This is a genomic window from Mesorhizobium sp. G2-6-1 (assembly GCF_055809095.1).
Genome location: NZ_JBVVTF010000001.1, coordinates 63,437 through 84,175, shown reverse-complemented (window position 1 = coordinate 84,175; position 20,739 = coordinate 63,437). Strand labels below are relative to the sequence as shown.

At 55.7% G+C, this 20,739-nt stretch carries 24 protein-coding genes and 4 pseudogenes; 15 read left to right on the top strand and 13 right to left on the bottom strand.

The window, feature by feature from the left end; all coding sequences use genetic code 11:
• Nucleotides 1-30 precede the first annotated feature (30 nt).
• A complete protein-coding gene (locus AC0L7S_RS19990) occupies nucleotides 31-516 on the top strand; it encodes a cupredoxin domain-containing protein (RefSeq protein WP_473474474.1) in 486 nt (161 codons plus the stop codon).
• Between the two features lie 104 nt (nucleotides 517-620).
• Entirely contained in the window at nucleotides 621-905 is a 285-nt protein-coding gene (locus AC0L7S_RS19985; protein ID WP_473474473.1) for a copper-binding protein, read from the top strand.
• A gap of 84 nt (nucleotides 906-989) precedes the next feature.
• Here the strand turns inward: AC0L7S_RS19985 and AC0L7S_RS19980 are convergent, their stop codons facing one another.
• Complete coding sequence (locus tag AC0L7S_RS19980) at nucleotides 990-1,376, bottom strand: hypothetical protein (protein WP_473474472.1); 387 nt, start codon at nucleotides 1,374-1,376, stop codon at nucleotides 990-992.
• A gap of 165 nt (nucleotides 1,377-1,541) precedes the next feature.
• Here AC0L7S_RS19980 and AC0L7S_RS19975 point away from each other — a divergent pair, with 165 nt between their 5' ends.
• Entirely contained in the window at nucleotides 1,542-1,958 is a 417-nt protein-coding gene (locus tag AC0L7S_RS19975; RefSeq protein WP_473474471.1) for a c-type cytochrome, read from the top strand.
• A gap of 352 nt (nucleotides 1,959-2,310) precedes the next feature.
• On the opposite strand, the pseudogene AC0L7S_RS19970 reads toward AC0L7S_RS19975, so the two are convergent.
• Both AC0L7S_RS19970 and AC0L7S_RS19965 read right to left on the bottom strand, forming a co-directional pair.
• Nucleotides 2,311-3,204, bottom strand: a pseudogene (locus AC0L7S_RS19970) (Tn3 family transposase); the annotation flags it as partial.
• Nucleotides 3,205-3,745: 541 nt separating this feature from the next.
• Complete coding sequence (locus AC0L7S_RS19965) at nucleotides 3,746-4,075, bottom strand: hypothetical protein (RefSeq protein WP_473474639.1); 330 nt, start codon at nucleotides 4,073-4,075, stop codon at nucleotides 3,746-3,748.
• On the opposite strand from AC0L7S_RS19965, the pseudogene AC0L7S_RS19960 reads away from it, so the two are divergent.
• The 9 genes and pseudogenes from AC0L7S_RS19960 to AC0L7S_RS19920 form a co-directional block, all read left to right on the top strand.
• Nucleotides 4,046-4,108 (top strand): annotated as a pseudogene (locus AC0L7S_RS19960) (RNA polymerase subunit sigma); the annotation flags it as partial. The gene AC0L7S_RS19965 and the pseudogene AC0L7S_RS19960 sit on opposite strands and share 30 nt — an antisense overlap.
• Nucleotides 4,109-4,426: 318 nt before the next feature.
• Entirely contained in the window at nucleotides 4,427-5,065 is a 639-nt protein-coding gene (locus AC0L7S_RS19955; protein WP_473474633.1) for an NrsF family protein, read from the top strand.
• A gap of 330 nt (nucleotides 5,066-5,395) precedes the next feature.
• The gene (locus AC0L7S_RS19950; protein ID WP_473474470.1) at nucleotides 5,396-6,043 is read left to right on the top strand and encodes a methyltransferase family protein; all 648 of its coding nucleotides are present in this window, start codon (nucleotides 5,396-5,398) and stop codon (nucleotides 6,041-6,043) included.
• 170 nt (nucleotides 6,044-6,213) lie between these two features.
• Nucleotides 6,214-6,837, top strand: coding sequence for a transglutaminase-like cysteine peptidase (locus AC0L7S_RS19945; protein ID WP_473474469.1), 624 nt, complete (start codon nucleotides 6,214-6,216; stop codon nucleotides 6,835-6,837).
• Nucleotides 6,838-7,238: 401 nt separating this feature from the next.
• A complete protein-coding gene (locus AC0L7S_RS19940) occupies nucleotides 7,239-7,862 on the top strand; it encodes a cupredoxin domain-containing protein (protein ID WP_473474468.1) in 624 nt (207 codons plus the stop codon).
• 39 nt (nucleotides 7,863-7,901) lie between these two features.
• A complete protein-coding gene (locus AC0L7S_RS19935; protein WP_473474467.1) occupies nucleotides 7,902-8,915 on the top strand; it encodes a cytochrome c oxidase subunit II in 1,014 nt (337 codons plus the stop codon).
• A gap of 106 nt (nucleotides 8,916-9,021) precedes the next feature.
• Nucleotides 9,022-9,336, top strand: a complete 315-nt coding sequence (locus AC0L7S_RS19930) for a hypothetical protein (protein ID WP_473474466.1) — start codon at nucleotides 9,022-9,024, stop codon at nucleotides 9,334-9,336.
• A 59-nt stretch (nucleotides 9,337-9,395) separates the two neighbouring features.
• Nucleotides 9,396-10,846, top strand: a pseudogene (locus AC0L7S_RS19925) (cytochrome c oxidase subunit I).
• A complete protein-coding gene (locus tag AC0L7S_RS19920; protein WP_473474465.1) occupies nucleotides 10,843-11,412 on the top strand; it encodes a cytochrome c oxidase subunit 3 in 570 nt (189 codons plus the stop codon). The pseudogene AC0L7S_RS19925 and the gene AC0L7S_RS19920 overlap by 4 nt, the downstream one beginning before the upstream one ends.
• Nucleotides 11,413-11,779: 367 nt before the next feature.
• On the opposite strand, the gene AC0L7S_RS19915 is transcribed toward AC0L7S_RS19920, so the two are convergent.
• Both AC0L7S_RS19915 and AC0L7S_RS19910 read right to left on the bottom strand, forming a co-directional pair.
• Nucleotides 11,780-12,367: a hypothetical protein gene (locus AC0L7S_RS19915; protein ID WP_473474464.1), complete on the bottom strand. Its 588-nt coding sequence runs from the start codon at nucleotides 12,365-12,367 to the stop codon at nucleotides 11,780-11,782.
• A gap of 6 nt (nucleotides 12,368-12,373) precedes the next feature.
• Nucleotides 12,374-13,174 (bottom strand): thioredoxin domain-containing protein, encoded by an 801-nt coding sequence (locus tag AC0L7S_RS19910; RefSeq protein WP_473474463.1) that lies wholly within the window; start codon nucleotides 13,172-13,174, stop codon nucleotides 12,374-12,376.
• 238 nt (nucleotides 13,175-13,412) lie between these two features.
• Here AC0L7S_RS19910 and AC0L7S_RS19905 point away from each other — a divergent pair, with 238 nt between their 5' ends.
• The 3 genes from AC0L7S_RS19905 to AC0L7S_RS19895 all read left to right on the top strand — a co-directional run bounded on the left by AC0L7S_RS19905 (nucleotide 13,413) and on the right by AC0L7S_RS19895 (nucleotide 14,908).
• Nucleotides 13,413-13,997, top strand: a complete 585-nt coding sequence (locus AC0L7S_RS19905; protein WP_473474462.1) for a hypothetical protein — start codon at nucleotides 13,413-13,415, stop codon at nucleotides 13,995-13,997.
• Between the two features lie 288 nt (nucleotides 13,998-14,285).
• Nucleotides 14,286-14,609, top strand: a complete 324-nt coding sequence (locus AC0L7S_RS19900) for a hypothetical protein (protein ID WP_473474461.1) — start codon at nucleotides 14,286-14,288, stop codon at nucleotides 14,607-14,609.
• Complete coding sequence (locus AC0L7S_RS19895) at nucleotides 14,606-14,908, top strand: L,D-transpeptidase (RefSeq protein ID WP_473474460.1); 303 nt, start codon at nucleotides 14,606-14,608, stop codon at nucleotides 14,906-14,908. The genes AC0L7S_RS19900 and AC0L7S_RS19895 overlap by 4 nt, the downstream gene beginning before the upstream one ends.
• 172 nt (nucleotides 14,909-15,080) lie before the next feature.
• Here AC0L7S_RS19895 and AC0L7S_RS19890 read toward each other — a convergent pair.
• The 8 genes and pseudogenes from AC0L7S_RS19890 to AC0L7S_RS19855 all read right to left on the bottom strand — a co-directional run.
• Nucleotides 15,081-15,254, bottom strand: a pseudogene (locus AC0L7S_RS19890) (ATP-binding protein); the annotation flags it as partial.
• Between the two features lie 29 nt (nucleotides 15,255-15,283).
• On the bottom strand, nucleotides 15,284-16,168 hold the full coding sequence (locus AC0L7S_RS19885) for a hypothetical protein (RefSeq protein ID WP_473474459.1): 885 nt from the start codon (nucleotides 16,166-16,168) through the stop codon (nucleotides 15,284-15,286).
• Entirely contained in the window at nucleotides 16,165-16,908 is a 744-nt protein-coding gene (locus AC0L7S_RS19880) for a c-type cytochrome (protein ID WP_473474458.1), read from the bottom strand. Before AC0L7S_RS19880 ends, AC0L7S_RS19885 begins: the two co-directional genes overlap by 4 nt.
• On the bottom strand, nucleotides 16,905-17,039 hold the full coding sequence (locus AC0L7S_RS19875) for a hypothetical protein (protein ID WP_473474457.1): 135 nt from the start codon (nucleotides 17,037-17,039) through the stop codon (nucleotides 16,905-16,907). The genes AC0L7S_RS19880 and AC0L7S_RS19875 overlap by 4 nt, the downstream gene beginning before the upstream one ends.
• A gap of 4 nt (nucleotides 17,040-17,043) precedes the next feature.
• Nucleotides 17,044-17,532 (bottom strand): DUF411 domain-containing protein, encoded by a 489-nt coding sequence (locus AC0L7S_RS19870; protein ID WP_473474456.1) that lies wholly within the window; start codon nucleotides 17,530-17,532, stop codon nucleotides 17,044-17,046.
• An 11-nt stretch (nucleotides 17,533-17,543) separates the two neighbouring features.
• Entirely contained in the window at nucleotides 17,544-18,470 is a 927-nt protein-coding gene (locus tag AC0L7S_RS19865; protein ID WP_473474455.1) for a WD40/YVTN/BNR-like repeat-containing protein, read from the bottom strand.
• A gap of 26 nt (nucleotides 18,471-18,496) precedes the next feature.
• Nucleotides 18,497-19,207 carry a c-type cytochrome gene (locus AC0L7S_RS19860; protein ID WP_473474454.1) on the bottom strand — a complete coding sequence of 237 codons (711 nt, stop codon included), beginning with the start codon at nucleotides 19,205-19,207 and terminating at the stop codon, nucleotides 18,497-18,499.
• Nucleotides 19,204-20,688, bottom strand: a complete 1,485-nt coding sequence (locus AC0L7S_RS19855) for a multicopper oxidase family protein (protein ID WP_473474453.1) — start codon at nucleotides 20,686-20,688, stop codon at nucleotides 19,204-19,206. Before AC0L7S_RS19855 ends, AC0L7S_RS19860 begins: the two co-directional genes overlap by 4 nt.
• Nucleotides 20,689-20,739 lie beyond the last annotated feature (51 nt).

The window sequence follows — 20,739 nt, the reverse complement described above, 5'->3', positions numbered from 1 at the left end:
CTTTCAAGTGCAACCCAAGATAGGAACAACATGAAACGTTGGATGATCGCAATTGCTTCAATGACGGTATTCGCAAATCCTGCCTTCGCATCCGGAAGCCATGGTGGCGGGCATGGTGAGGCGGAGGTGATGGCCATTGGCGCGCCTGGCAAGGCTGCCAAGGTAAAACGCACAGTGGCCATTACGATGACAGAAACAGACGATGGCGAAATGCTCTTCAAGCCGGCTTTGTTGAAGGTCAAGGAAGGCGAAACGATCCGTCTCACCTTCATCAACAAGGGCGAAACCGATCATGAGTTCGTGATGGATCAGCATGACCAGATCATGGAACACAAGACGCTAATGGCCAAGTTTCCAGAAATGGAACATGACGACCCAAATGCTATTCGGCTTGTGCCGGGTGCCAAAGGCGAAATCATATGGACCTTTGCCAAGGCCGGAGCCTTCAATTTTGCCTGCCTCATTCCTGGCCACTACGAGTCAGGGATGAAGGGTGACATCACTGTTAGCCAGTAGATCGACCAAGGAGAGCGGGGGCAAATGCCTCCGCGCTTCGCCCTGAATGACTGGAATCCAGTCACACCACAACAACCACCTATCACTCAATGAGGAGACAAGTCATGAAATTCCTTGGAAAGACAATTGCCGCAATCTCGATGACACTTGCGCTGGGCGGGCAGGCGCTCGCTGCGGAATACACCAAAGGTGAAATAATCAAGGTCGATACAAAGCAGAAGAAACTGACGATCAAGCATGATGAACTGAAAAATCTGCAAATGCCGGCAATGAAGATGGTGTTCGTCGTTGCCGACGACGCCATGATCGACAAGGTGAAAGAGGGGCAGGCGATAGAATTCGTCGCCGAGAAAGTTAATGGACGGCTCACCGTCACCGAGATCAAATAACTGACCGGGTTGCGGGTCGGCGTTGGCGCCGATCCGCATGGCGTCGGACCTCGTCGTGCGATCTAGGGTTCTGACCCTAGCTATTCAAGAAACCGGCAGAGCGCAGACAACACGCCAGAGGTCATCGCGCCAGTCGCTTGATTTCGTAGGGTCCGGTGCCGATGTCACGATGTGGCGGATACCTCCAACCAGGACTGCCGGGGACTCGCTGCATTTCACGCGAGCACGATGTGTCCCGGTATCTGTGTAAAGGAATGCGCCGCTCTTGTCCGACTTTGACAATCGTATCGACACGTCGAAATCATAGGCTGCATCATCGGAAAAATTGTTGCTGATCAGGCTGAGATTGACCGTCTTTTCGTCGGCAAAGACAGCTCTATGAAATATCAGAGGCGTCTGAGCGGCGATCGGCTCGGCGAAACTTGTACTGGTCGCAAGCAATGCGCTTGTCAGAAGCCAATGCATAGGCATCTCTTCCTCCCATAGTTGTCGAGGAAGTGTACCAGAGACTGGCTTAGGTGGCGAATTGAACAATGGTTGCGCGTTCAGATGTGCTTAGGCGCGGACGCACGACATTTTAGCCGTGGGACGATGAAAAGCAGGTCACAGCTGTGACGTGGAAAGTGAGAGGTTCATATGAAACGAAATATTGGGTGGGTGCTTGGCGCGGGTGCCGTCGCAATTCTCGGCTTTGCCTATTTGGTGCGGCCATCAACGCAAAGCGTTCCGCAGACGCCGCCGATCGGGGCTGCACAAATTCCGAAACTGACAGCGAATGAGGAAAGTGGACGTTTGGCGTTTGATGCCAACTGCGCATCCTGTCATGGACCGAATGCGTCGGGGCGAGAGAATTTGGGACCGCCTCTTGTTCATAAGATTTACGAACCCAGTCATCACGGCGATGCGGCTTTCCTTCTCGCAGCAAAGAATGGTTCGCGCCAGCATCACTGGGATTTTGGAGATATGCCACCAGTTGAGGGGATTACTGACGCTGAAGTCGAGAAGATCGTGGCCTATGTTCGGGCTTTGCAAAAAGCGAACGGCATATTCTGAGGTGCTTGCGGAGCGAATTTCGAAACTCGTAGACACACCAGTCTTGATGTTCATAATTGACATTGGGATCCTTTCAAATCGAAGTGAACGCATCGGCCAAGGTCTGCGAAGGAATTGGTTTTCAGGTAACCGCAATTGGTGACTTGCTTTGATGAATGCGTAAAAGCCATTGAACGCAAACCAACAAAAGCGAGCGGACCGGCTAAAGTCACTGCAAGACTTGAATGTCTGCTTCTGGAGACCAGAAGAGACCAGCGCAGTGGCCGACATTGGGCGCGAAGTTGCCATTCGCAAACCCGAAGGCACCAGTGCATTATTGGGACACAGATATACGGTAGGGATGTCAGCGCTGCTAAGAAGTGCCAATTCTAAGCGGCAGGAACCCTTCACCATCGACCATAAGATGGTCTGACCAGACGTAATCGCCGGTGATGTTGATATGGTCCCAGCCCAACGGCGAGAGCTGCGGAATTACCCGCTCATCGAATGCCGTTCCTCGCCAGCGCATCGCCTCGACGGCGCGACCCAGATAGTGGCAGTTGAACAGGATGATGGCGGCGGTGACGAGGTTGAGGGCGGCTGCGCGGCTGGCCTGGTTTTCGTGCCCACGGTCCCGGAAACGCTCAAGGCGGTGGAAAGCCACGGCTCGGGACAGCGAGTTTTTCGCTTCGCCTTTGTTGAGTTCGGCGGTGACGAGCCGGCGGAGCTCGGGATCCTCAAACCAGCGCAAGGTGAACAGCGTGCGCTCGATGCGCCCGATTTCTCGCAACGCGGCGGCCAGACTGTTCTGCTGCCGGTAAGCGCTAAGTTTCTTCAGGATGAGCGACGGTGTCACCACCCGGTTCCTGAGCGCTTGGATTATCCTTTGAACATCCTCCCAGTGTGTCCGGATCAACCCAGCGTCGATGCGATGGCCGAACAACGGCGCCAGTGGGCCGTACCGCGCTTTCGGCTCGAACGCGTAGAGTTTGCGATCCGACAGGCGCGGGATACGGGGTTCGAAGGAAAGTCCGAGCAGGTGCATGACGGCGAAGACGATGTCCGACGCGCCACCACCATCGACATGAAGTGCTACGACATTCACGCTGCTCTCGTGACCAAGGATGCCGTCCAATGAATGGATGGCTTCTCCAGCAGTGCCAGCGATGACCTTCTGGTGGAGCGGCGCGTAACGGTCGGTGATCGTGGTGTAGATTTTGACGATTGGATCGCGGCCGTAGTGCGCATTGACGGCGCCGCCAGCCTCTCCGGGGCCACCGAGATAAAAGGCTTGCCCGTCCGCCGATGCCCGCCACCCTTCGCCGAACTAGGTCGATAGCGGCTCACCGTCCTCAACACGAGCTTGTCTGATCCAATCACCTGCGAAAGGAACAACCCTGAAATCAGAAAGAATTAGGGCATCCGAAAGGGTGTCGCGAAACCGATGACGTAGTGTAGAATCCGACGTTGCTGGTATATTCTCCGGTGTTGTAAGCCGAATACATCATGACGACCAGGATGTTCGAAAGGCCTTTTGCCATATCGACCCAAGGCATTCGTGTTGTCGCGCTCATGGCGAAGCTCCAAACAGGTTGCGCAGGTTCGGTTTGTGACCCTTGACTCGTCGGTGAGTATCCTTCTTTTCAGGTACTTTCTGGTTAATCCATCGGCTGTCAGGCATAAGATTGGGTTGAAAAGCCTGCTTTGGTAAATGAAGCGTGTCTTCTTGCAATTGTCGGCGTGGCACGTTCGCCAATTTTTCTTATGTCAGGTCTGTATGAACCCTGTTCGAACAGGACATTTCCGGGTCACGAAGCCATCTGGCTGTCGTGAGGTTCGTATTGTATTTTGGGTTGCACGATTTCGTGATTGGCTGGCTTCTGAACAGATAAAAAATTTGAGGTTGAGGTAACAAAGGAAAGCCTTTGAACGAATTCGGGATGGTACGGATTTTGGAGGTTTCGGCAGATGATGAACTCGTTCAATTGCTGAGAACCGCAACCGCTGGCGATTAAATCGCCTATGAGCGGTTTCTTCTCCAGGTGGCGTTCTATATTCGAGGCTTCGCGAGCAAGAAGATCGTGAAGAGTGGCCTTGACTTGGAGGATGTGGTGCAGGCCATATTGTTGGCTATTCATCTAAAGCGCCACACTTGGCGGGAAGATGGACCTATTCTGCCATGGATATCTGCAATTGCACGCCACAAACTGATTGACGGCTTCCGTCGGCGATGTCACCGGATTGAGGTGGAGATTAGCGAAATCAAGGAAAATTACGCCGAATCGAACGCCAGAACCGTCAAAGAAGGTGATTTGAATAGATCGCTTGAAACACTTACGCGTTCTCAGCTTGCGGTTATGTCATCTGTTTCGGCCGCTAGGCAATCGATTGGTGAAACAGCCGTCGCATTGGGCATGACCGAGACAACGGTGCGCGTCGTGCTTCACCGTAGCTTGAAAACCATCTTCGAGCGATTTGGAAAACTTGAAATGAAAACAGATGACCTCATCAAGACATTGACTATGGACACGATTCGACCCCGATTGTCGTTTCCGGCGATGTGGTCTACGGCTGTGGGATCAGCAGTTTTGGTCGCAGCGATTGTCTTTTTCGCGACGCTAGGCCCAAGACCTGATTTCGCCGCAGCGGTCCATACGCCGCGTTTTCTGTTCAAGTTTGTAGTCACCATATTGCTCACGGTAACTGCTATTATTCCTGCTAGTGCATTGTCTCGCCCAGACGACGCATGGCGCAAAGCCATCCCCTATTTAGCGGCGGCTCCTATCCTGATCGCAACGGGGGTGATCGTCGAATTGTTTTTGCTTCCCCCAGATATCTGGTCAACAAGGATGATGGGTAGAAACAGCATGGTTTGCCTTACTTACATCCCCTTGATAGGCATTGGTCCCTTGGCTATTTTTCAGACGGTCCTTCGCCATGGTGCATCAACGAGGCCGACCCTCGCCGGAGCCGTATCGGGAGTACTTGCTGGGGCCATTGCTGCTACGCTTTATGCCGCCCAATGTACTGACGATTCACCTCTTTTTGTTGCAACCTGGTACACCATCGCGATTTCGGGATTGTCGCTGCTCGGAGCCATAAGTGCCAACATCATCGTGCGTTGGTAGGTTTTTTAGAGATGACGGCGAGCTTGAAACAGGAAATTTTGAAAAAGACGGACGTTGCGCTGCTTAAAAGCTCCTGGGTTTTTCTTGGCAAGGCCTCGCCGGTTGGCCTTCGTCGGATACAGAAAGAGATAGATTCAAAGGACTGGAATGTAGAGGCTCATCCTTGGCGCCAGCCGCCACGCTTTTTCAATCTATCGAGTGCACCAACCAATACTGATCGAGGCACTCTCGTTGCTGACGCGAATCGAGGCCGTTGCGTTATGCTCGTACGCCCGATCGAAAACGAAGGTTCGAACTGTTCTTTGACGACCAGAGAGAGAAAGACCTAGAATGAATTTTGAACTCGATGCATGGGCTATTTCGGGGCTGTGGCCTTATGCTGTTTTGATAGGCGTGGTCGTTTGTTGGGCGCTCTATCGTTTTCTGGCACCAGAATCCTGGTTCGAATGGACAGGAGCGGGTGTGCTTCAGGGCTTCATCATCGCGCTTTACGCCGAAATGTATGGCTTTCCCCTGACAATCTACTTCTTGGCTGGGCTATTGCCGGCAGAGGTTCCTTTGCGTCAAGACAGCGGCCATCTCTGGGCTACCCTGCTTGGTGCGGGTCAAACTGGAATTATCCTCGAAACGCTGATTGGCTATACTATCTTCCTGACCGGCGCACTGCTCATTATGAAGGGGTGGGTGCGAATCTACTTTTCCGAATCGGCCCTCGTCACCGGAAATGTATATTCCCTTGTCAGACATCCTCAATATTTGGGAATTTTCTTACTGGTGATAGGAGAGATAGTGGACTGGCCGACGATTCCATCGCTCATATTTGCACCTGTAATATTCGTCATTTATGTGAGATTGGCTCATCGCGAAGAACAAAAGATGATGGAACAGTTTGGCTCAGAATATCGCGCTTACAGGCAATCAGTCCCAATGTTTGTCCCGCGATTATCTGAGATAGGTACCTATATCTTCAAAACATGAGGTAGGACCAGTCGTTAAAACCCTTGGTCCAAAATTGGACAGACAAACTCCAATCGTGACAATTCATGGAGACGTAAGTAGCCATGATGCCATTCTGTTCTCGCCGTTGATTGACACGAAGTGTAAATAGCCTTTAACATTCCGTTAACGAACTTGGGCGGAGTTGGGCAATGATCTCCTTTGCGATGACGGTTATGGTACGCATGTGCACCGGGATTGTGGCGGGCTTGGCAGTTTCGGCATGGTCTGCGGCCCCGGCGTTTGCTTCTCATCCGATGGCAACGGGTAGCATCACCTCGCAACCCATCGGACACTATGATTTCTGCAGAGCCAACCCTGCTGAATGCTCGATTCACCCGAGCAATCTTGCTCCGGCGACAATGACAGACGCACTGCTAAGAAAGCTGAACAGCGTTACCGTCAAGGTCAACGCTGCCGTCATGCCGATGAGCGACAGCGACATCTATGGTAAAGATGAGGTGTGGGCTTATCCTCGCAAGGGTGTGGGCGACTGCGAAGATTATGTTCTCGAAAAGCGCCGCGAACTGAACCGGATGGGATTGTCGCTTGCCGATCTTTTGATCACTGTCGTGCGTAAGGCCGATGGAGAGGGACATGCAGTTCTGACGGTGCGAACCGACAAGGGCGATTTCCTCCTTGATAATCTGACTGACAAGGTCCGCCTCTGGGACGAAACGAACTATCGTTTCTTGAAGCGTCAGGCGACCAACAACACGGGCCGCTGGGTATCGATTCGCGAAGACCAACAAGTATTGGTTGGAGCAGTGCAGTAGCGGTTAGTTGCATCATGTGCCGGTACCGATAGGAATGAATACTGGAGCCCCGCCGATTACCTAAGCGTAATCTTATATATAATGACGAGGCGAGAACTAATAGGGGAGCGTAACATTCGGCCATTCACGGTGAAGCGATGGTAGAATTCGGGTAACAAACATGAATTCGGATCGCTTCTCTCCGTCACAGAACGATAATAATCGTTCCGGTTTGAACGCGTTAGTATAGATAAGCTGCATGTTAATCGATGGATCTGCTTAGCATTGTTTTTCGCTGACGCGGCGTTGATTCGCGCTGCGCCAATTTGTAGTTATGTAAAGCCTGCGCCGTTGTAACAAATTCTTGGAATAACCCTTTAATTCTTGTGCTAATAGGTTATACTTGCACGGGAAAGGTGACGATGAATCAACAACGCACGAGTACGAAACAACCTGGAAGACGCCTTCTTGTGACGGTCGCCACCGCTGCGCTTCTAGGTGCTGCAGTCTACCTCTGGCAATCGGCCCATCAGCCAAAATCGGCTGCGGATCAGTTTACAATTTCCATGACGGATTACGCATTCGCGCCCGAAAAAATGGTCTGGCGCGTCGGAGATCGGGTCACGCTAACACTCGTTGACAATTCCGAAGCCCGTCCGCCCAAAGAACATGAATTCATGATTGGCCGCACGCCCCGGACCGAGCAGACGGTGTTCGGAATCAAACAAGAGGACGGTTTCGAGACACCATTCTTTTCAGGTGTGACAATCGACATCATGTCCGGCTCAGGCTTGAAAATGCTGATGGCTGGAGATGCAAAGCTAACGGGCATCCCGCCGATGAAGGTGATGGCCCCTGGTCCGATGGGTCCAATGGAGAAGATGACCGGTTTCATGCCCCTTCTGAAAGGCAACGCGCGCCTGACATTTTCCTTTGTCGTGCCCGACAGACCGGGACAATGGGAGTTCGGCTGCTTTCAGCAAAGCGGCCAACATTACCTGAATGGCATGAAGGGAATGATCGAGGTGGTGCCGAAATCCGCCTGACCGCCAAGAGGTGCGATTTTCCACTATGATCGGAGTAAAATGATGTCGCGGGCAACACGAACTGACCTGATACGTATTTGCATTCTGTGGGTCGTGCTGTCGGCTGCCGGTGAATTTTTGGCAGCATATGCGATCATCAACTACCCCGGCACGGCTTCACAAGAAGGAATTGTAACGTCGGAAGCATTCTTCTTCCTCCTTCGCGTGGCTGTCCCTGTTCTGGTTCTGGTCATGCTTATCATCGTCTATGCCGCCATCCGGTTCAGGGTTGTCGACAATGACGACAAACCAAGTGAAAATCAGTACCGCACGTCCCGGGCGTTCCCATGGACTTGGGTATCTATCAGCACCGTTTTGAATATTCTCTTCATTTTCCACCCCGGCATTACGGGGCTACAGTCGCTTTGGTCCCTTGCCGCAACCGCGACCAATCCTCTGGAAGTAGATGTCGTCGCAAAGCAATGGGAGTGGCAGTTCGACTATCCCGCGCAGAAACTGAAAGGAGAAAGCCAACTGGTCGTTCCTGTCGATACGCCGATCCATTTCGTCTTGCGTTCCGAGGATGTCATACACTCATTCTGGGTGCCCGCATGGGGTATAAAGAAAGCTGTCATTCCCGGCGAGACGCGTACGTTGACCGTGACACCCGACCGCATGATAAATACCGAGACAGATCCTTTGGCGCGCGTCCAGTGTTCCCAGATATGCGGCGCGGGGCATGCGGATATGCGAGCCGTTGTCCGGGTGGTTTCGCGTGAAGATTTCACTCAATGGGCCGCTAGTGAGTTTCAGTCCAGTCAGGAGAACATGGGCGGAATGAAGATGGATATGGGCGGCGAGGGTATGAAAATGGACATGAACGGCGGCGAGGAAAAGCCGCCGGTGGCTCCAGACGGTATGGGTGGAATGCAGATGCCGATGAATCCCATGCCTGATGAGGACGGCGGGAGTATGAAAATGGACATGGGCGGCAATAGCGGCATGAACATGAAAATGGATATGAAACGCGACGCGGCAAAGCCGCAGGCGACGCCCGGCAATTCAGGGGGATGAAGATGCCGATGGAGTCCACGCCAAGCAACAACGGCATGAAAATGGACATGGGCGGTGATGGCAACATGAAGATGGACAGCCCGACGACTGATGGAGGAAGCAACTGATGGCCGTCCAAGGTGGGGCCCTCCCTTCCGATGAAGCCGGAGGCTTTCTGGACAGCATTTTCCCGATGATCCGCGCCGTCCTATGGGCTTTTATCGGCTACGTTGCCGGTGCTTGGGTTGCCTCTGCTTTTACTGGCACCGGTATAACCACGGAATTGCCGGTGTCGATTGGCTACGTCTTTGCCGTCATTGGCTGGGTTTTAGGGGAGGGGCCTGGGAGGCCTGGGTTCTGCCTTGGTTCGGCTACCCGCCCACGTGGAATGAAGGCGCGGGCCTCGCCCGCTATTTCCGTTTCAATACCGACCACAAGGTGATCGGCCTCCAATATTTCTGGGCGGCGATCTTTGCCTTCGGCGCGGCCGGTGTCATCGCCATGATGATGCGGATCGAACTGCTCTCGCCAGGCTTGTCGTTTTTTGCGTCGAGCCAAGATTACAATACGGCATTTTCCATCCACGGTTCGTTGATGCTCTTTGCTGTCGCCGTCGTGGCGATTGTTGGCGGGTTCGGCAATTATTTCGTGCCGATCATGGTGGGTGCCGACGACATGACGTTCCCGGCCCTGAACGGCGTCAGTTGGTGGTTCGTCCTGCCGGGTATATTCGCCATCCTTCTCAGCCCGTTTCTCGGTGGATTCCAGACTGGCTGGACTGGGTATGCCCCCTATCGGCGATGGATGCGCCAGGCCAGGATCTCTATTTTCTCGGCATCGTGACTCTTGGAATATCCTCCTTGTTTACCGCCATAAATGTCATCGCGACGACTATCTACATGCGGGCACCGGGCTTGACTTTAAACAGGCTGCCCGCTTTCGTATGGGCGATGCTTGTGACCTCGGTCCTAAACCTTGCATGGGTGCCCGTTGTGGGTGTGGCCATGGGCATGGGGCTTCTTGATAGGCTTGTGCCCACCAACTTCTTTTCGGAGCAGGGGCTGCCGGTTTTGTGGCAGGATTTGTTCTGGCTGTTCGGACATCCAGAAGTCTACATTATCATGCTTCCGGCCTGGGGCATGTGGCTTGAGATTATTCCCGTATTCAGCCGCAAATCGCTGTATGGATATAATTGGATGCGCGCTGGTTTCGCAGCAATCGTCTTTCTATCGAGCTATGTGTGGACTCATCACATGTTCACCACCACTGCCGATGACCGCCTCATTCCGTTCATGACCACCACTGAACTGATCTCGATCCCCACAGGGTTCATGTATATCTGCGCGATTGGCACACTTTGGCAGGGCCGCATCCGACTCTTGACCCCGATGCTCTATGTATTGATGAGTATGCTCAATTTTCTGATCGGTGGCTTGACAGGCGTTTTTCTAGCCGATGTTCCTGCTAATTTTCAGCTTCACAATACCTATTTCGTGGTTGCGCATTTCCACTACACGATAATCGGGGGCATGATTTTTGCGTGGCTTGGCGCGCTCCATTACTGGTTTCCAAAATATTCTGGTCGGATGTACAACGAGGCCGTCGGCAAGTTCGCGGCCTGGGTCGTATTCATCGCTTTCAACGCGACATTTCTGGCGATGTTCGTAAGTGGCATCAATGGCATGAACCGCCGAATAGCAACATATTTACCGTACTTGACCGACATAAACCTTTGGACCTCGCTTTGGGCGTTCGTTCTGGGATTCGGCTTTTTCGTCGCTTTCCTCAACCTTGCAGTATGCTGGGTTCGCGGTGCCCGTGCGAGCGCCGATCCGTGGGGTGGTACGACACTGGAATGGAAGACTTCATCGCCGCCGCCACACGAGAATTTCCATGAAATTCCGGTCGTCACAAAGGATTTCTATCTCTATGGAGATGAGGCCGCGTCATGAGTTCACACGATCAGACTAATGTTGGTCCAACTCCGTTGTCGGCACGGGATCGAAACATGTACCGTGGCGGCATCTGGCTTGTGATCGCCGCTGAAACAATGGTGTTCGTAACGGTCTTTTCAACGCGGTTTCTTCTTGCGGGAACAGAGCGGCTTGTCGAACCGAGCAACCCGCTTGGTGTGCTGATTTCTCTCCTGCTCATTGCCAGTCTCGTGCCCGCTTGGCTTGCCAAGCGCAGTATAGCGGCTGGTGATTCGACCGCGATGACGCGCTATCTCGCGGTGACGTCCGTGGTGGGTGTTGTCGTCATGGTTGTCATGGTCACCGATTGGGCGACGCTTTCATTTTCGCCATCTTCGCGGTTTGGCGAGAACTATATCATTTCCACGGGATACCATGCCTTGCATATTATCATCGGGGTGATCTGGCTCGGCGCCGCGGCGGTCGCTGGCAAAAAGCATGTCTACACGAAGGCAAACCACTGGGTCGTCGAGGGTGGTGTAATTTTCTGGTCATTTATTGTCGTCATGTGGGTCGCGCTCTACCTCGTCTTTTTCGTCGTCTGAGAATCCCGAAGCCCGGGAAAACGCCAAAATGAACAGAGTAAAGGGAGGTTGGAAATGGTCGATGGCGGGTTCCCTATGTTCTGGTGGATCTGGTGGTTCATTGTCGCCTTGGTTGTCTACGCAATCCTCGCGATCTGGTTCTGGAGGGATGGTCGTCGCCATGATCGCGCCAACGTTCCAGGGGCAAAGCCTGTGGTAGAAAACACGACGCTACCAAAAGCCAGGCAAGGGGAGAGCTGAAGGTCGAACGGCTCCTGTATCTTGGAGCCTCTTGCTGCCACCAGATAGCGGGTATCGACACATTGTAAGTCGAGTTCAGAACGGATTATTGTAACGGGCGCATCGGACCAGGAAATCGGTTCGTCGGTTACCCTTGCTTCTCCGAAACCTCACCAAAAGCAACTTTAATGGGACAGGCGTTTCCAGAGCCTATTTGTCTGGCCGTCAATGCGACCGAGATGCCAAGCATCAAAATACCCAAGGCACCGAATTCTTCGCCACCGAAAGGCAGAAACGCAATCATTCCGCTAAGGCCAAGAAACGTGAGCACCGGACTAAGCACAAAAGCACCGCATGCGGCGCAGCCCACGCCGAACAACCCGCTGACGAGCCCTCCCATGCTGGTAGCGGTAGCAGAACCTTCGAAATGTGCCGACAATCGGCTGCGTGTTCGCAGATAATACAGGGTCATGGCTGCATTCACCCCAAACAGAGTGGCGATTACGATGGTCGACAGAGCGGAGAACGCCGTGAAATTGGTAGTGATCGAACCGACAAGGCTTATGAGGATTTTAGCCTTTTCTGACATCGGGATGGGACCCGATAGCGCAATTTGCCCCACAAGACCCAGGTTGGGCAGCCATGTCGTCAAAACAAAGACGGCAATTCCGACCACAATCGCCAAGCCGATGTATGAGCCCCTCGTGAAAACCTGCCTCATTCCGTCAATGATCATGACGACTCACTTTTTCTCGAGCGCCAGTTCGATGATCGATTTGACGGTCGAATAGGGCAGGGCCCCATTGATCGGGAAAGTGCTTCCGTCGGGACCGATAACGACAGTGTATGGAGTGCCCGACCCGCCAGCATTGCTTGCATCCTGGAAATCCGCTTCGATGTGTTGCGCATACTTGCCTCCGCGCGCATCGCCCTTGAGACAGGTCTCGAATTTTGCTTGGTCAAGTCCGATCTCAACGGCAAATTTTGGGAGCAATGATAGATCCAGGCGATTGTTTGATGGGGTCGTCACGAAGATTTTGTCGGCATAAGCCCAGAATGCATCATTGCCCCCTTGCTCAGCTGCACATTCGGCAGCCTGTGCTTCCTTGCGAGCCTTCGAATGAAGTTCATCGATCGGAAAATGACGGTAGACCCACGCGACATCTCTATTCTTGCTGTATTCGCTCATGAGTTTCGTCAGTGTTTTATGAAAACCTTTGCAGAAAGGACACTCGAAGTCCGAGAATTCGATCACCTTGACCGCCGCGTTGGGGTCACCGAGAATATGATCGGTCGGTTTCACCGGTGCTACTGCGCCAGCTGCTTCGCGACGCCGTTGGTCATCCTCCTGCTGTTGTTGCGCCTGTAGATTCTGCATGGATTCAACGATCACCTCTGGGTGCTCCAAGATGTAATCATGAATGAGTTGTTGCACTTCGCCGATTTCAGCTTCATCCAGATTGCTGGCAGCTCTGGCCGAACCAGCAATTGCGATCGCGGCAACGCTGAAGATAAGTAATGCAACGCCCAAGAATTTTCTCATCGGTGTTTCCTGCTCATCATTTTTGACAGTTTTTGGCAGTTGGTTTGTGCAATCAGCGTTGCTGCAACTACCCTGTCATGGTGGGGTATTTTGAATAGAATCGCAACATTGCACTTGTATCCATCCCGCAACAAGCGTCAGGCTCCAGCTTCTTCTACACGCCCTGAGTATCGATTGCGGTTGATTGGCATGTCTGAGACTATGACGAAAGCTTGGATTGAACGCGAGAAACAATGACGTGAACACACCTTCTCACATGATTGTCGGCGCCGTTGCATTTGCGCGGGACGGTGATCCGAAGAGAACATTCGCCGCATTCGCTGGCGGGCTTGCCCCCGACGTGATGCTGTTGCTGTTGTCCGGATACACGCTCTATGTGATGCGAATACCTGCCGGGACCGTCTTCGGTGTTTATTTCTTCTCGGATGCCTGGCAGCGCATATTTGCGATAGACCATAGCTTTTTCGTATGGGGAATGATTCTCGCGTTGGGAATGGGGTTGAGACGCAGCGCACTTCAAGCATTTGCTGGCGCTGGTCTGCTGCACTGCGTTACTGATTTTCTACTTCACCACGATGACGCCCGGCCGCAATTCTGGCCGGTGAGCGATTTCGTGTTCCGAAGTCCCGTCAGCTATTGGGATCCCAGTTACTATGGTGCGATTGTAGCTCCGGGCGAAATAATTTTGGTTGCAGCGCTGACGCTCTTTCTGTTGTGGAGGCTCAATTCATGGTATGAACGCGCCCTGACGCTTGGGACCTCGCTTATATTGATCGCGCCGGTAATTCTGACTGGTGGGCTTCACGGTCTGCATGGTATCTGACAGCCGCTTTGCCGTGGTGCCATGTTCGTCTTTGTCCAAGTTTTGTTAATGAAATCAGCCTATATGATACTCCGAGATCGGAACTCGCTCTGCTAGGTTGAGAGATGTTTCCTGTTTGCCGGATGCCGACACTACGCCTATCATCAGCGCCAGATGGGCATCGGCCGGTGATCTCATCGAATGGGATTTGGGCGATATTGTCAGGTCGTGCGTTGGATGATCGTGTAACATGTATATCTGCTCGCTCATTTTGATTAAGAAATATCTGAAATCATGAAGGAGTTGAGCATGTTGAACCGCCGTCATTTTCTGGCATCCGGGGTTGCGCTTGCTGCGGGGTCGGTTGCCCTGTCATCGGCCGAGGCCCATCGTGCAAAACAAAAATATATCCTGCCCGAGAAGTATATGCCCCGCCTGGTACACATGCGGGTTCCTTACGAGCCAGGAGAGATCCATGTTTTTCCTAACCAATTCTGGTTGATCTGGACACTGGCCGACGGTATGGCGATGCGTTACAGCGTGGGGGTGGGGCGTCGAAACCTCTATCATCCCGGCACATTTTTCGTGGGTGCCAAAAAGAGTGGCCAAGTTGGACGCCAACACCCGACATGATCGAGCGGCAACCGGACCAATATGCCAAATATGCTCACGGAATGCCGGGCGGCATCGACAATCCCCTGGGATCGCGTGCACTTTATCTGTTCACCCATAAACAGGGCGATACGTTCTTGCGCATTCATGGAACCAACGATCCGCGGACTATCGGCGTCGCGGTCTCCAATGGTTGCGCGCGACTGGTCAATGACCAGGTCGTCAAACTTTACGACCAAGTGCCATTGGGTACAAAGGTCGTGCTGCACAAGAAAACCGGGCAGGGAGGCCGCTCATTCGTGGTTGGCGATAGCGCCTAGCATAGGCGCGCGTCAATTGATCGTCTTCAAGCATGTCACAAGTCGTTCACTGCCGAACTCGGCATCGACGTAATGGTCGAGGTGATATTTTCGCCAACCGGCACGCAACCGGGTGTGTGTTGATTTCTGCTGAGGAGTGACCCGGGATTTTCACCGAGAGCTGACCCGCCTTTTATGTATGTTTCAGTTCTTTGGTTGAGGTCAAGTTTTTGGTATTCTGCCTTTCGCCTTTGGTTTCGTGAGCGGAACTGTTTTTGAAGCGGAAGCTGTCGTTTCCAGTCTCGAGAATGTGGCAGTGATGTGTAAGACGATCCAGCAGCGCGGTCGTCATTTTGGCATCACCGAAGTTGTCATGATGCCTCCTTCCTTGACCGTCTATTGCGTGCAATGCGCGCCCGCAGCGTGCTGATCTGGTCGTCCGAGAGTTCGATTTGCCATGGCTGGCCTTTCGTGAGCTGACGCCCCTTGAGCCATCCGCGGGCGAGATAGTCGAAGATGACCTGCGGTGTGATGCCCAGGGCGGCGGCGACCCCTTGAACGGAGTAGGTTCCGTCCGGCCACCGAGTTGGATTGGCGCCGATCCCGTTGATCTTGACAGTGGGGATGCCCCAGCGTGTCCGCAGAAGCCAATACATTCTCACCTTTGAACGCGCAGCCCCGTGCTGCGACAAAGCCTTCCGCGTTCAGCGTCGCGGCAATTTCCTTGTCCATCTTGCGGTCGGCATTCAGCTCCGTCACGCGCTCGCGCAATCTCTCGATATCGATGTAGTTGTCGTAGGCGTGGACACGTCTTTGAAGAGAATGCTCGCTTGTTGCCCCGGTCTGCCACAGGATCTTGAACCAGACCTGCCCCTGCAGGCGTTTCTGGTCGAGAACCACCTCGCAGATAATGAGGCGTAGGATGCTCTTGCGCTCGGCCGATGCCGTTGAAGTGGCATGCCAAATGCGAGGCAGGTCTTCACCCAGCTTTTGGAGTTCCTGGCGGTCGGACTCGCTCAAGATCAGGGGCTCGTCGGACCGCCACCGTTCGTAATCCTGCTCGACTGCTTCGGCGGCGCGCAGCTTCTCTTCCCAGCCGCGCTCCAGAGAACGCGCCACCAGACGGTTTTCGGGCTCCACCGCGTCATACTGGCGCCGTGCCCGTTCCGCCTCATAGCGGACCCGCTTGCGCCTCAGAGCCCATTGCCGCTCAAGCTGACGCGTCTCCTTTTCGATCTGGCCCAGTGCGGCAATGGCGATGGCAATCCTGTCCGGCTTCAAAGCGTCGAGCAGGATACTTTCAACGTGTGCGTCGACGGGCAGCGCGCGTACTTCCTGGCATAGCGGTCCGCCGTCCTGATCGCGGTCGGCACGACACGTGTACCGGCTTGCCGATAAGCGTGGACGGGAGCGTACTCGGATCGCGGTTCAATCCCCAGGCCAGCACCACGGCGAGCTTGGCGGCGAGAGCAAGCGGCAGGAAAACCAGGACATTGCGAGCCCGCATCGGAGCTGTGGAATATCCGTCGGTTCTGCTCATGAGCCGCCCCCTCCTTGGTCGCTATGCGAGCCCGCCCGTCCCGCTGGCGCTTGGGCCAGGTGCTCTTGATGAACGCGAGTACGGCAGCGATCTCCTCGTCGCTCAGGATTTCCCCGAAAGCGAGCATGTCGCTCTCATAGCCCGGGACGACACCGCCGACGCCGAGCTTGGTGATGGCGAACAGGTCCTGGTCCGAGTGGTGCCAGGTGTGACCACTTTCATCGTGCGGCGGCGCCGGCATGCGGCCGTTCTCCAGCCTGCGTTTCCAGTCCGGCTGTCCTTCGAGGTTTGCGCCGTGGCAGGAAGCGCAATATTCGCCATAAACTTTCTGGCCAAGGGAGATCTTCTCGCTCGTCACGGGCTGGCCAAGGAAGGTCACGTCCTGCGCTCGCACATCGCCACCCTGCAGTTGCACAGACGCGGCGATGGCTGCCAGGGCCGAAACGGCGATAGCGGAAAGGATGATCACATTGCGCCTCATCGCGGCCCCCGCAAATATTTCACCAGCGCGAAAAGGCCGAGAACCAGGACAGCAACGACCAGAAGCGTTACGAGGCCACCGCCAACCATCATGAAACCCATCATGGACCCATCCATCATCGTTCCGCCCATGCGATCACTCATCGGAATAAACGGTGACGCCGTTCTCGCCGAACGCGTAGGTCTTGAGCGTGCCGGACTTTTCACTCGCCATGCCGGGAGCATTGGCGGGCATCCCAGGCAGGGTAATCCCGGTGATGTCGGGGCGTTCGGCGACAAGCCGCTCGATGATTTCGACCGGCACGAGCCCGCTCACGACATAGCCGTCGATCTCGGCCAGATGGCACCCGATACCCCTCTCGGGAACGCCGGCCTCGATTGAGCGCTTGTCGAATTCGCGGTCATTAACGCGCGTCACCTGATAGCCATTGGCCTCCAGATATTCGGCATAGGCATCGCAGCACCCGCAGCCCGGATCACGGTATATGGTGATCGCCTTGTTGGCCGAGGCTGCCGCGACGGATGATCCTCGCAGGGGCGCGTTTGCTGAGCCCAACGACCAGTAGGCGATGCCGGCAATGGCGGCCACGACGACGACGGCTGCGGCAATTGATTTCCTGTTCATGACATTCTCCGTTATGCGCGTTCGAGCGCGGTCCAGTTCGCGCCGCCATCGCGGCTCTCAACAAGGCCGTCACCGGTGATGGTGACGACATGGTCGGCATTGGTGGGGTGGACAGCGACTGCCAGCGTGCTTGTGCTCGATTTTTGCGACCACACCACTCCGGCGTCCTGCGATTCCCAGATGCCAGAAGGCAAAGCGGCATAAAGCCGATTGGGCAGTGAAGCCGCGCAGACCAATGCGTTGATCGTCTCGCCTTCGGGAAGGGGTGCCTCCGACGGTGCCGGTTTTCCCGACGCAAGCGCGTCCATCGCGTCGCCCGGCTGCACATCCTGCCAGCGGCAGAAACAATCGGGTACGCGGGTGAGACCCAACTCGGTTCCGGCGTAGATCCAGATGCCACCCATGCCTGTTGCAAGATCGACTGAGGCCAATGCGGTTAGGTCACGCTCGGCATCTTCGAGCCACGGCCGGTCCATCGCGAGGGCCCAAGATCGACCGGCATCCTCGCTTTTCCACAAACCGTCGCCGCGAATGGCGGCATAGATGGTATCCGGCTCGGCCGCTGCCACGGTGACTGCCGTTACCGAGGCGTTTGGCAAGCCCTGGCTTCTCGCCTCCCAGCCGTGCCCCTCGTCTTCGGAAAGGGCGACGCCGCCGCGCGCGAGACCCGCCGCAACGCGGCCGGGCCGGTCTGGATGTGTCGCAAGCGAGAGGACGCCGCCCGCTGCCGGAACGGACAGCTCTATCCAGCCTCCGGCGCCATCGCTGCGGGAAAAGGTGTCGCTAGCCAGGATCAACGCATCGCCGTCGAAGGCAATTGCGGTACCGGTTGCTCCGGGCGTGGCGCGAAGACTTGATGGCAGGCTCATCAGCCCGGTACCCGCCGCTATCGCGCCAAGGAAAGCGCGTCTGGAAAGCCGGGTCGTAAATCTGCTCATTATTGGCATGTTTGCTTCTTTCATTATCAGCGCGCCTCACAGCTTTCCGTGACAAGGTTCTTCAGCGCTACGAGGCTCGGGAAGATCACGGAGAAGCGGTCGCCGCCCATGCCGGCGCCAAGGATCACGGCGACACCCGCCGGCGGGCCGGTTTCCACGCTGTAGATCTTGAGCCGGATGTTCTTTTCCCAATAGGGCGTTTTCCGGCCGTCCCCGGTGGTGATGAAATAGCTGTCGCCGCAATGGCGGATTGCCGCGACGCGCATTTCCGGCGACGGATCGCCTATGGGTTCCGGCGCCCCGGCACGCAGCCAGGCGGCGGGGCTGAGGCCTTCGTCGACGGCCTTCTTGCCGCCGCCGGGCTGACCGGCGATTTCGAGGAAGGCGACGAGGTCTGCGCGTGCCTGGGTGTCATCGATCCCGCGGAATGTCATGTAGGTACCGGGGATCATGCCCATCGGATCTTTAAGCCAGCCATCGAGGGCGGCTGCGTTCCACGAAAATCCGGCTTCCTTCAGTCCGGTCGAGTAGCGGACGAACCCCTCAGCCGTACCCGCCGTTCGCCCCATGAAGCCGTCGAGGCTCGGACCGCTGAGATGCAAACCAGGCTCGAGGGCGTGACAGGCGACACAGGCGCGATAAACCTGTGCACCGCTTTTCGCATCCCCTTCGGCGAGAGCACCCGAACTGAACGACAGAAGGCTCAGTGTGGCGAGGGCGAGGACGGGCCGGATCATATCCGCTCCTCCTTTTCGTAAACGCGTATCACCCCCATCATCCCGGCGGCCTGGTGTTCGAGGATGTGGCAGTGGAACATCCAGTCGCCGGGATTGTCGGCGACGAAGGCGATCTCGACTTTTTCGCGCGGCGCCATCAGTGCCGTGTCCTGCCATTCGTGATGCGTCGTAGGTTCGCCGTTGCGGGAGACGACGCGGAAGGAATGGCCGTGCAGGTGGATGGGATGGTGCCAGGCGGTGGCGTTGGTCATCGCGATGACGTGCGTTTGGCCGCGCGCGAGCGTCAGGAACGGTTCCATGACGTGGCCTGTGGCGGCCTTGCCGTTGACGAACCACAAGCCGCCGCCGGTCATCATGTTCATCATCGAGCCCATCATGCCGCCCGAGGCGTCGCCCATGCTGCCGCCCATCTCGGCCATCACCATCTGGCCCATCATGCCGCCGTTGAAGACGACCTCGTGGTGGACCGCCGCCGCTATATCGGGCTCGGCGAGCGGGTTGGCGGGCAGTTCCATCGGCCAATCCGGCGCGGCGTCCCGCAGAGGCGTTTCGGCGTAGGCAAGATCGACAAGGCGGTATTCCAGTCCTTGATAGAAGCGATCCGCCACAGAGACTCGACTGCCCGGCCGGCCGGTCATGTCGAGGATCAGGTCCACGCGCATGGCCGGTCCGAGCACGACGAGGCCGTCCTTTGGCGCATGAGGCGTGACCGGCTGTCCGTCGAGGGCGATCACGACCGGTTCGTGATCCGCAAAGTCGAGTGCGAAGATGCGGGCGTTGGCGGCGTTGATCAGCCTCAGCCGTATCCGCTCGCCCCCGCTCACGGAGAAATCCTCAAGCACCCGGCCGTTGATCGTCACAGTGTTGCCGACACGGCCATTGTGCATCATGTCGTGGCGGCTGCCGAAATCGTCGCTGATCGCGGCGGCTTTGGTGAGGCGCCAGTCGTCCAGTATCCATGTCAGTTCGCGATCGACCCGAACGGGCTCGGCTTCCTCGATGATCAAGGGGCCATAGAGGCCGCGCCCGACCTGCTCGAAGCTGTTCTGGTGCGGATGATACCAGAAGGTGCCGGCATCGACGGCGTCGAACTCGTAGGTGAAGGTCTCTCCCGATCCGATCGGGCGCTGGGTCAGATGCGGCACGCCGTCCATGGCGTTGGGCGTGCGCACGCCGTGCCAGTGAATGGTGGTTTCTTCATCAAGGTCATTTGCGACCGTGATACGCAGGCGGTCGCCCTGGCGGACGCGGATTTCGGGGCCGGGAACCTCACCGTTGTAGGTCCAGACCGGCGTTTTTTCGTAAGGCTCGGGGACAAGACGGGCCTTGCCTGGCGCAGCGTTCAGCCGGAACTCTTTGACAGAAGCGGCATGAGCGCTCCGAAGTCCCGAAACAGGAAGCACCACACTGGCCGCGACAGCGGCGGCGGATGTGATAAAGGCCCGACGCGTCGGCGTCGGCGTCGGCAGATGCAGTATCATGAGGTTTCAACCATCCTGAGAGGACTCTTGAGATCCGCATCGCGCTACCAG

Coding starts and splice junctions, on each gene's coding strand:
- AC0L7S_RS19855 (WP_473474453.1), bottom strand. CDS start 20,688: ATGATACTGCATCTGCCGACGCCGACGCCGACGCGTCGGGCCTTTATC.
- AC0L7S_RS19990 (WP_473474474.1), top strand. CDS start 31: ATGAAACGTTGGATGATCGCAATTGCTTCAATGACGGTATTCGCAAAT.
- AC0L7S_RS19865 (WP_473474455.1), bottom strand. CDS start 18,470: ATGAGCAGATTTACGACCCGGCTTTCCAGACGCGCTTTCCTTGGCGCG.
- AC0L7S_RS19895 (WP_473474460.1), top strand. CDS start 14,606: ATGATCGAGCGGCAACCGGACCAATATGCCAAATATGCTCACGGAATG.
- AC0L7S_RS19975 (WP_473474471.1), top strand. CDS start 1,542: ATGAAACGAAATATTGGGTGGGTGCTTGGCGCGGGTGCCGTCGCAATT.
- AC0L7S_RS19910 (WP_473474463.1), bottom strand. CDS start 13,174: ATGAGAAAATTCTTGGGCGTTGCATTACTTATCTTCAGCGTTGCCGCG.
- AC0L7S_RS19930 (WP_473474466.1), top strand. CDS start 9,022: ATGGCCGTCCAAGGTGGGGCCCTCCCTTCCGATGAAGCCGGAGGCTTT.
- AC0L7S_RS19935 (WP_473474467.1), top strand. CDS start 7,902: ATGATGTCGCGGGCAACACGAACTGACCTGATACGTATTTGCATTCTG.
- AC0L7S_RS19965 (WP_473474639.1), bottom strand. CDS start 4,075: ATGAATAGCCAACAATATGGCCTGCACCACATCCTCCAAGTCAAGGCC.
- AC0L7S_RS19860 (WP_473474454.1), bottom strand. CDS start 19,207: ATGATCCGGCCCGTCCTCGCCCTCGCCACACTGAGCCTTCTGTCGTTC.
- AC0L7S_RS19875 (WP_473474457.1), bottom strand. CDS start 17,039: ATGGGCGGAACGATGATGGATGGGTCCATGATGGGTTTCATGATGGTT.
- AC0L7S_RS19945 (WP_473474469.1), top strand. CDS start 6,214: ATGATCTCCTTTGCGATGACGGTTATGGTACGCATGTGCACCGGGATT.
- AC0L7S_RS19920 (WP_473474465.1), top strand. CDS start 10,843: ATGAGTTCACACGATCAGACTAATGTTGGTCCAACTCCGTTGTCGGCA.
- AC0L7S_RS19915 (WP_473474464.1), bottom strand. CDS start 12,367: ATGATCATTGACGGAATGAGGCAGGTTTTCACGAGGGGCTCATACATC.
- AC0L7S_RS19870 (WP_473474456.1), bottom strand. CDS start 17,532: ATGAACAGGAAATCAATTGCCGCAGCCGTCGTCGTCGTGGCCGCCATT.
- AC0L7S_RS19980 (WP_473474472.1), bottom strand. CDS start 1,376: ATGCCTATGCATTGGCTTCTGACAAGCGCATTGCTTGCGACCAGTACA.
- AC0L7S_RS19900 (WP_473474461.1), top strand. CDS start 14,286: ATGTTGAACCGCCGTCATTTTCTGGCATCCGGGGTTGCGCTTGCTGCG.
- AC0L7S_RS19955 (WP_473474633.1), top strand. CDS start 4,427: ATGAAAACAGATGACCTCATCAAGACATTGACTATGGACACGATTCGA.
- AC0L7S_RS19985 (WP_473474473.1), top strand. CDS start 621: ATGAAATTCCTTGGAAAGACAATTGCCGCAATCTCGATGACACTTGCG.
- AC0L7S_RS19880 (WP_473474458.1), bottom strand. CDS start 16,908: ATGAGGCGCAATGTGATCATCCTTTCCGCTATCGCCGTTTCGGCCCTG.
- AC0L7S_RS19950 (WP_473474470.1), top strand. CDS start 5,396: ATGAATTTTGAACTCGATGCATGGGCTATTTCGGGGCTGTGGCCTTAT.
- AC0L7S_RS19940 (WP_473474468.1), top strand. CDS start 7,239: ATGAATCAACAACGCACGAGTACGAAACAACCTGGAAGACGCCTTCTT.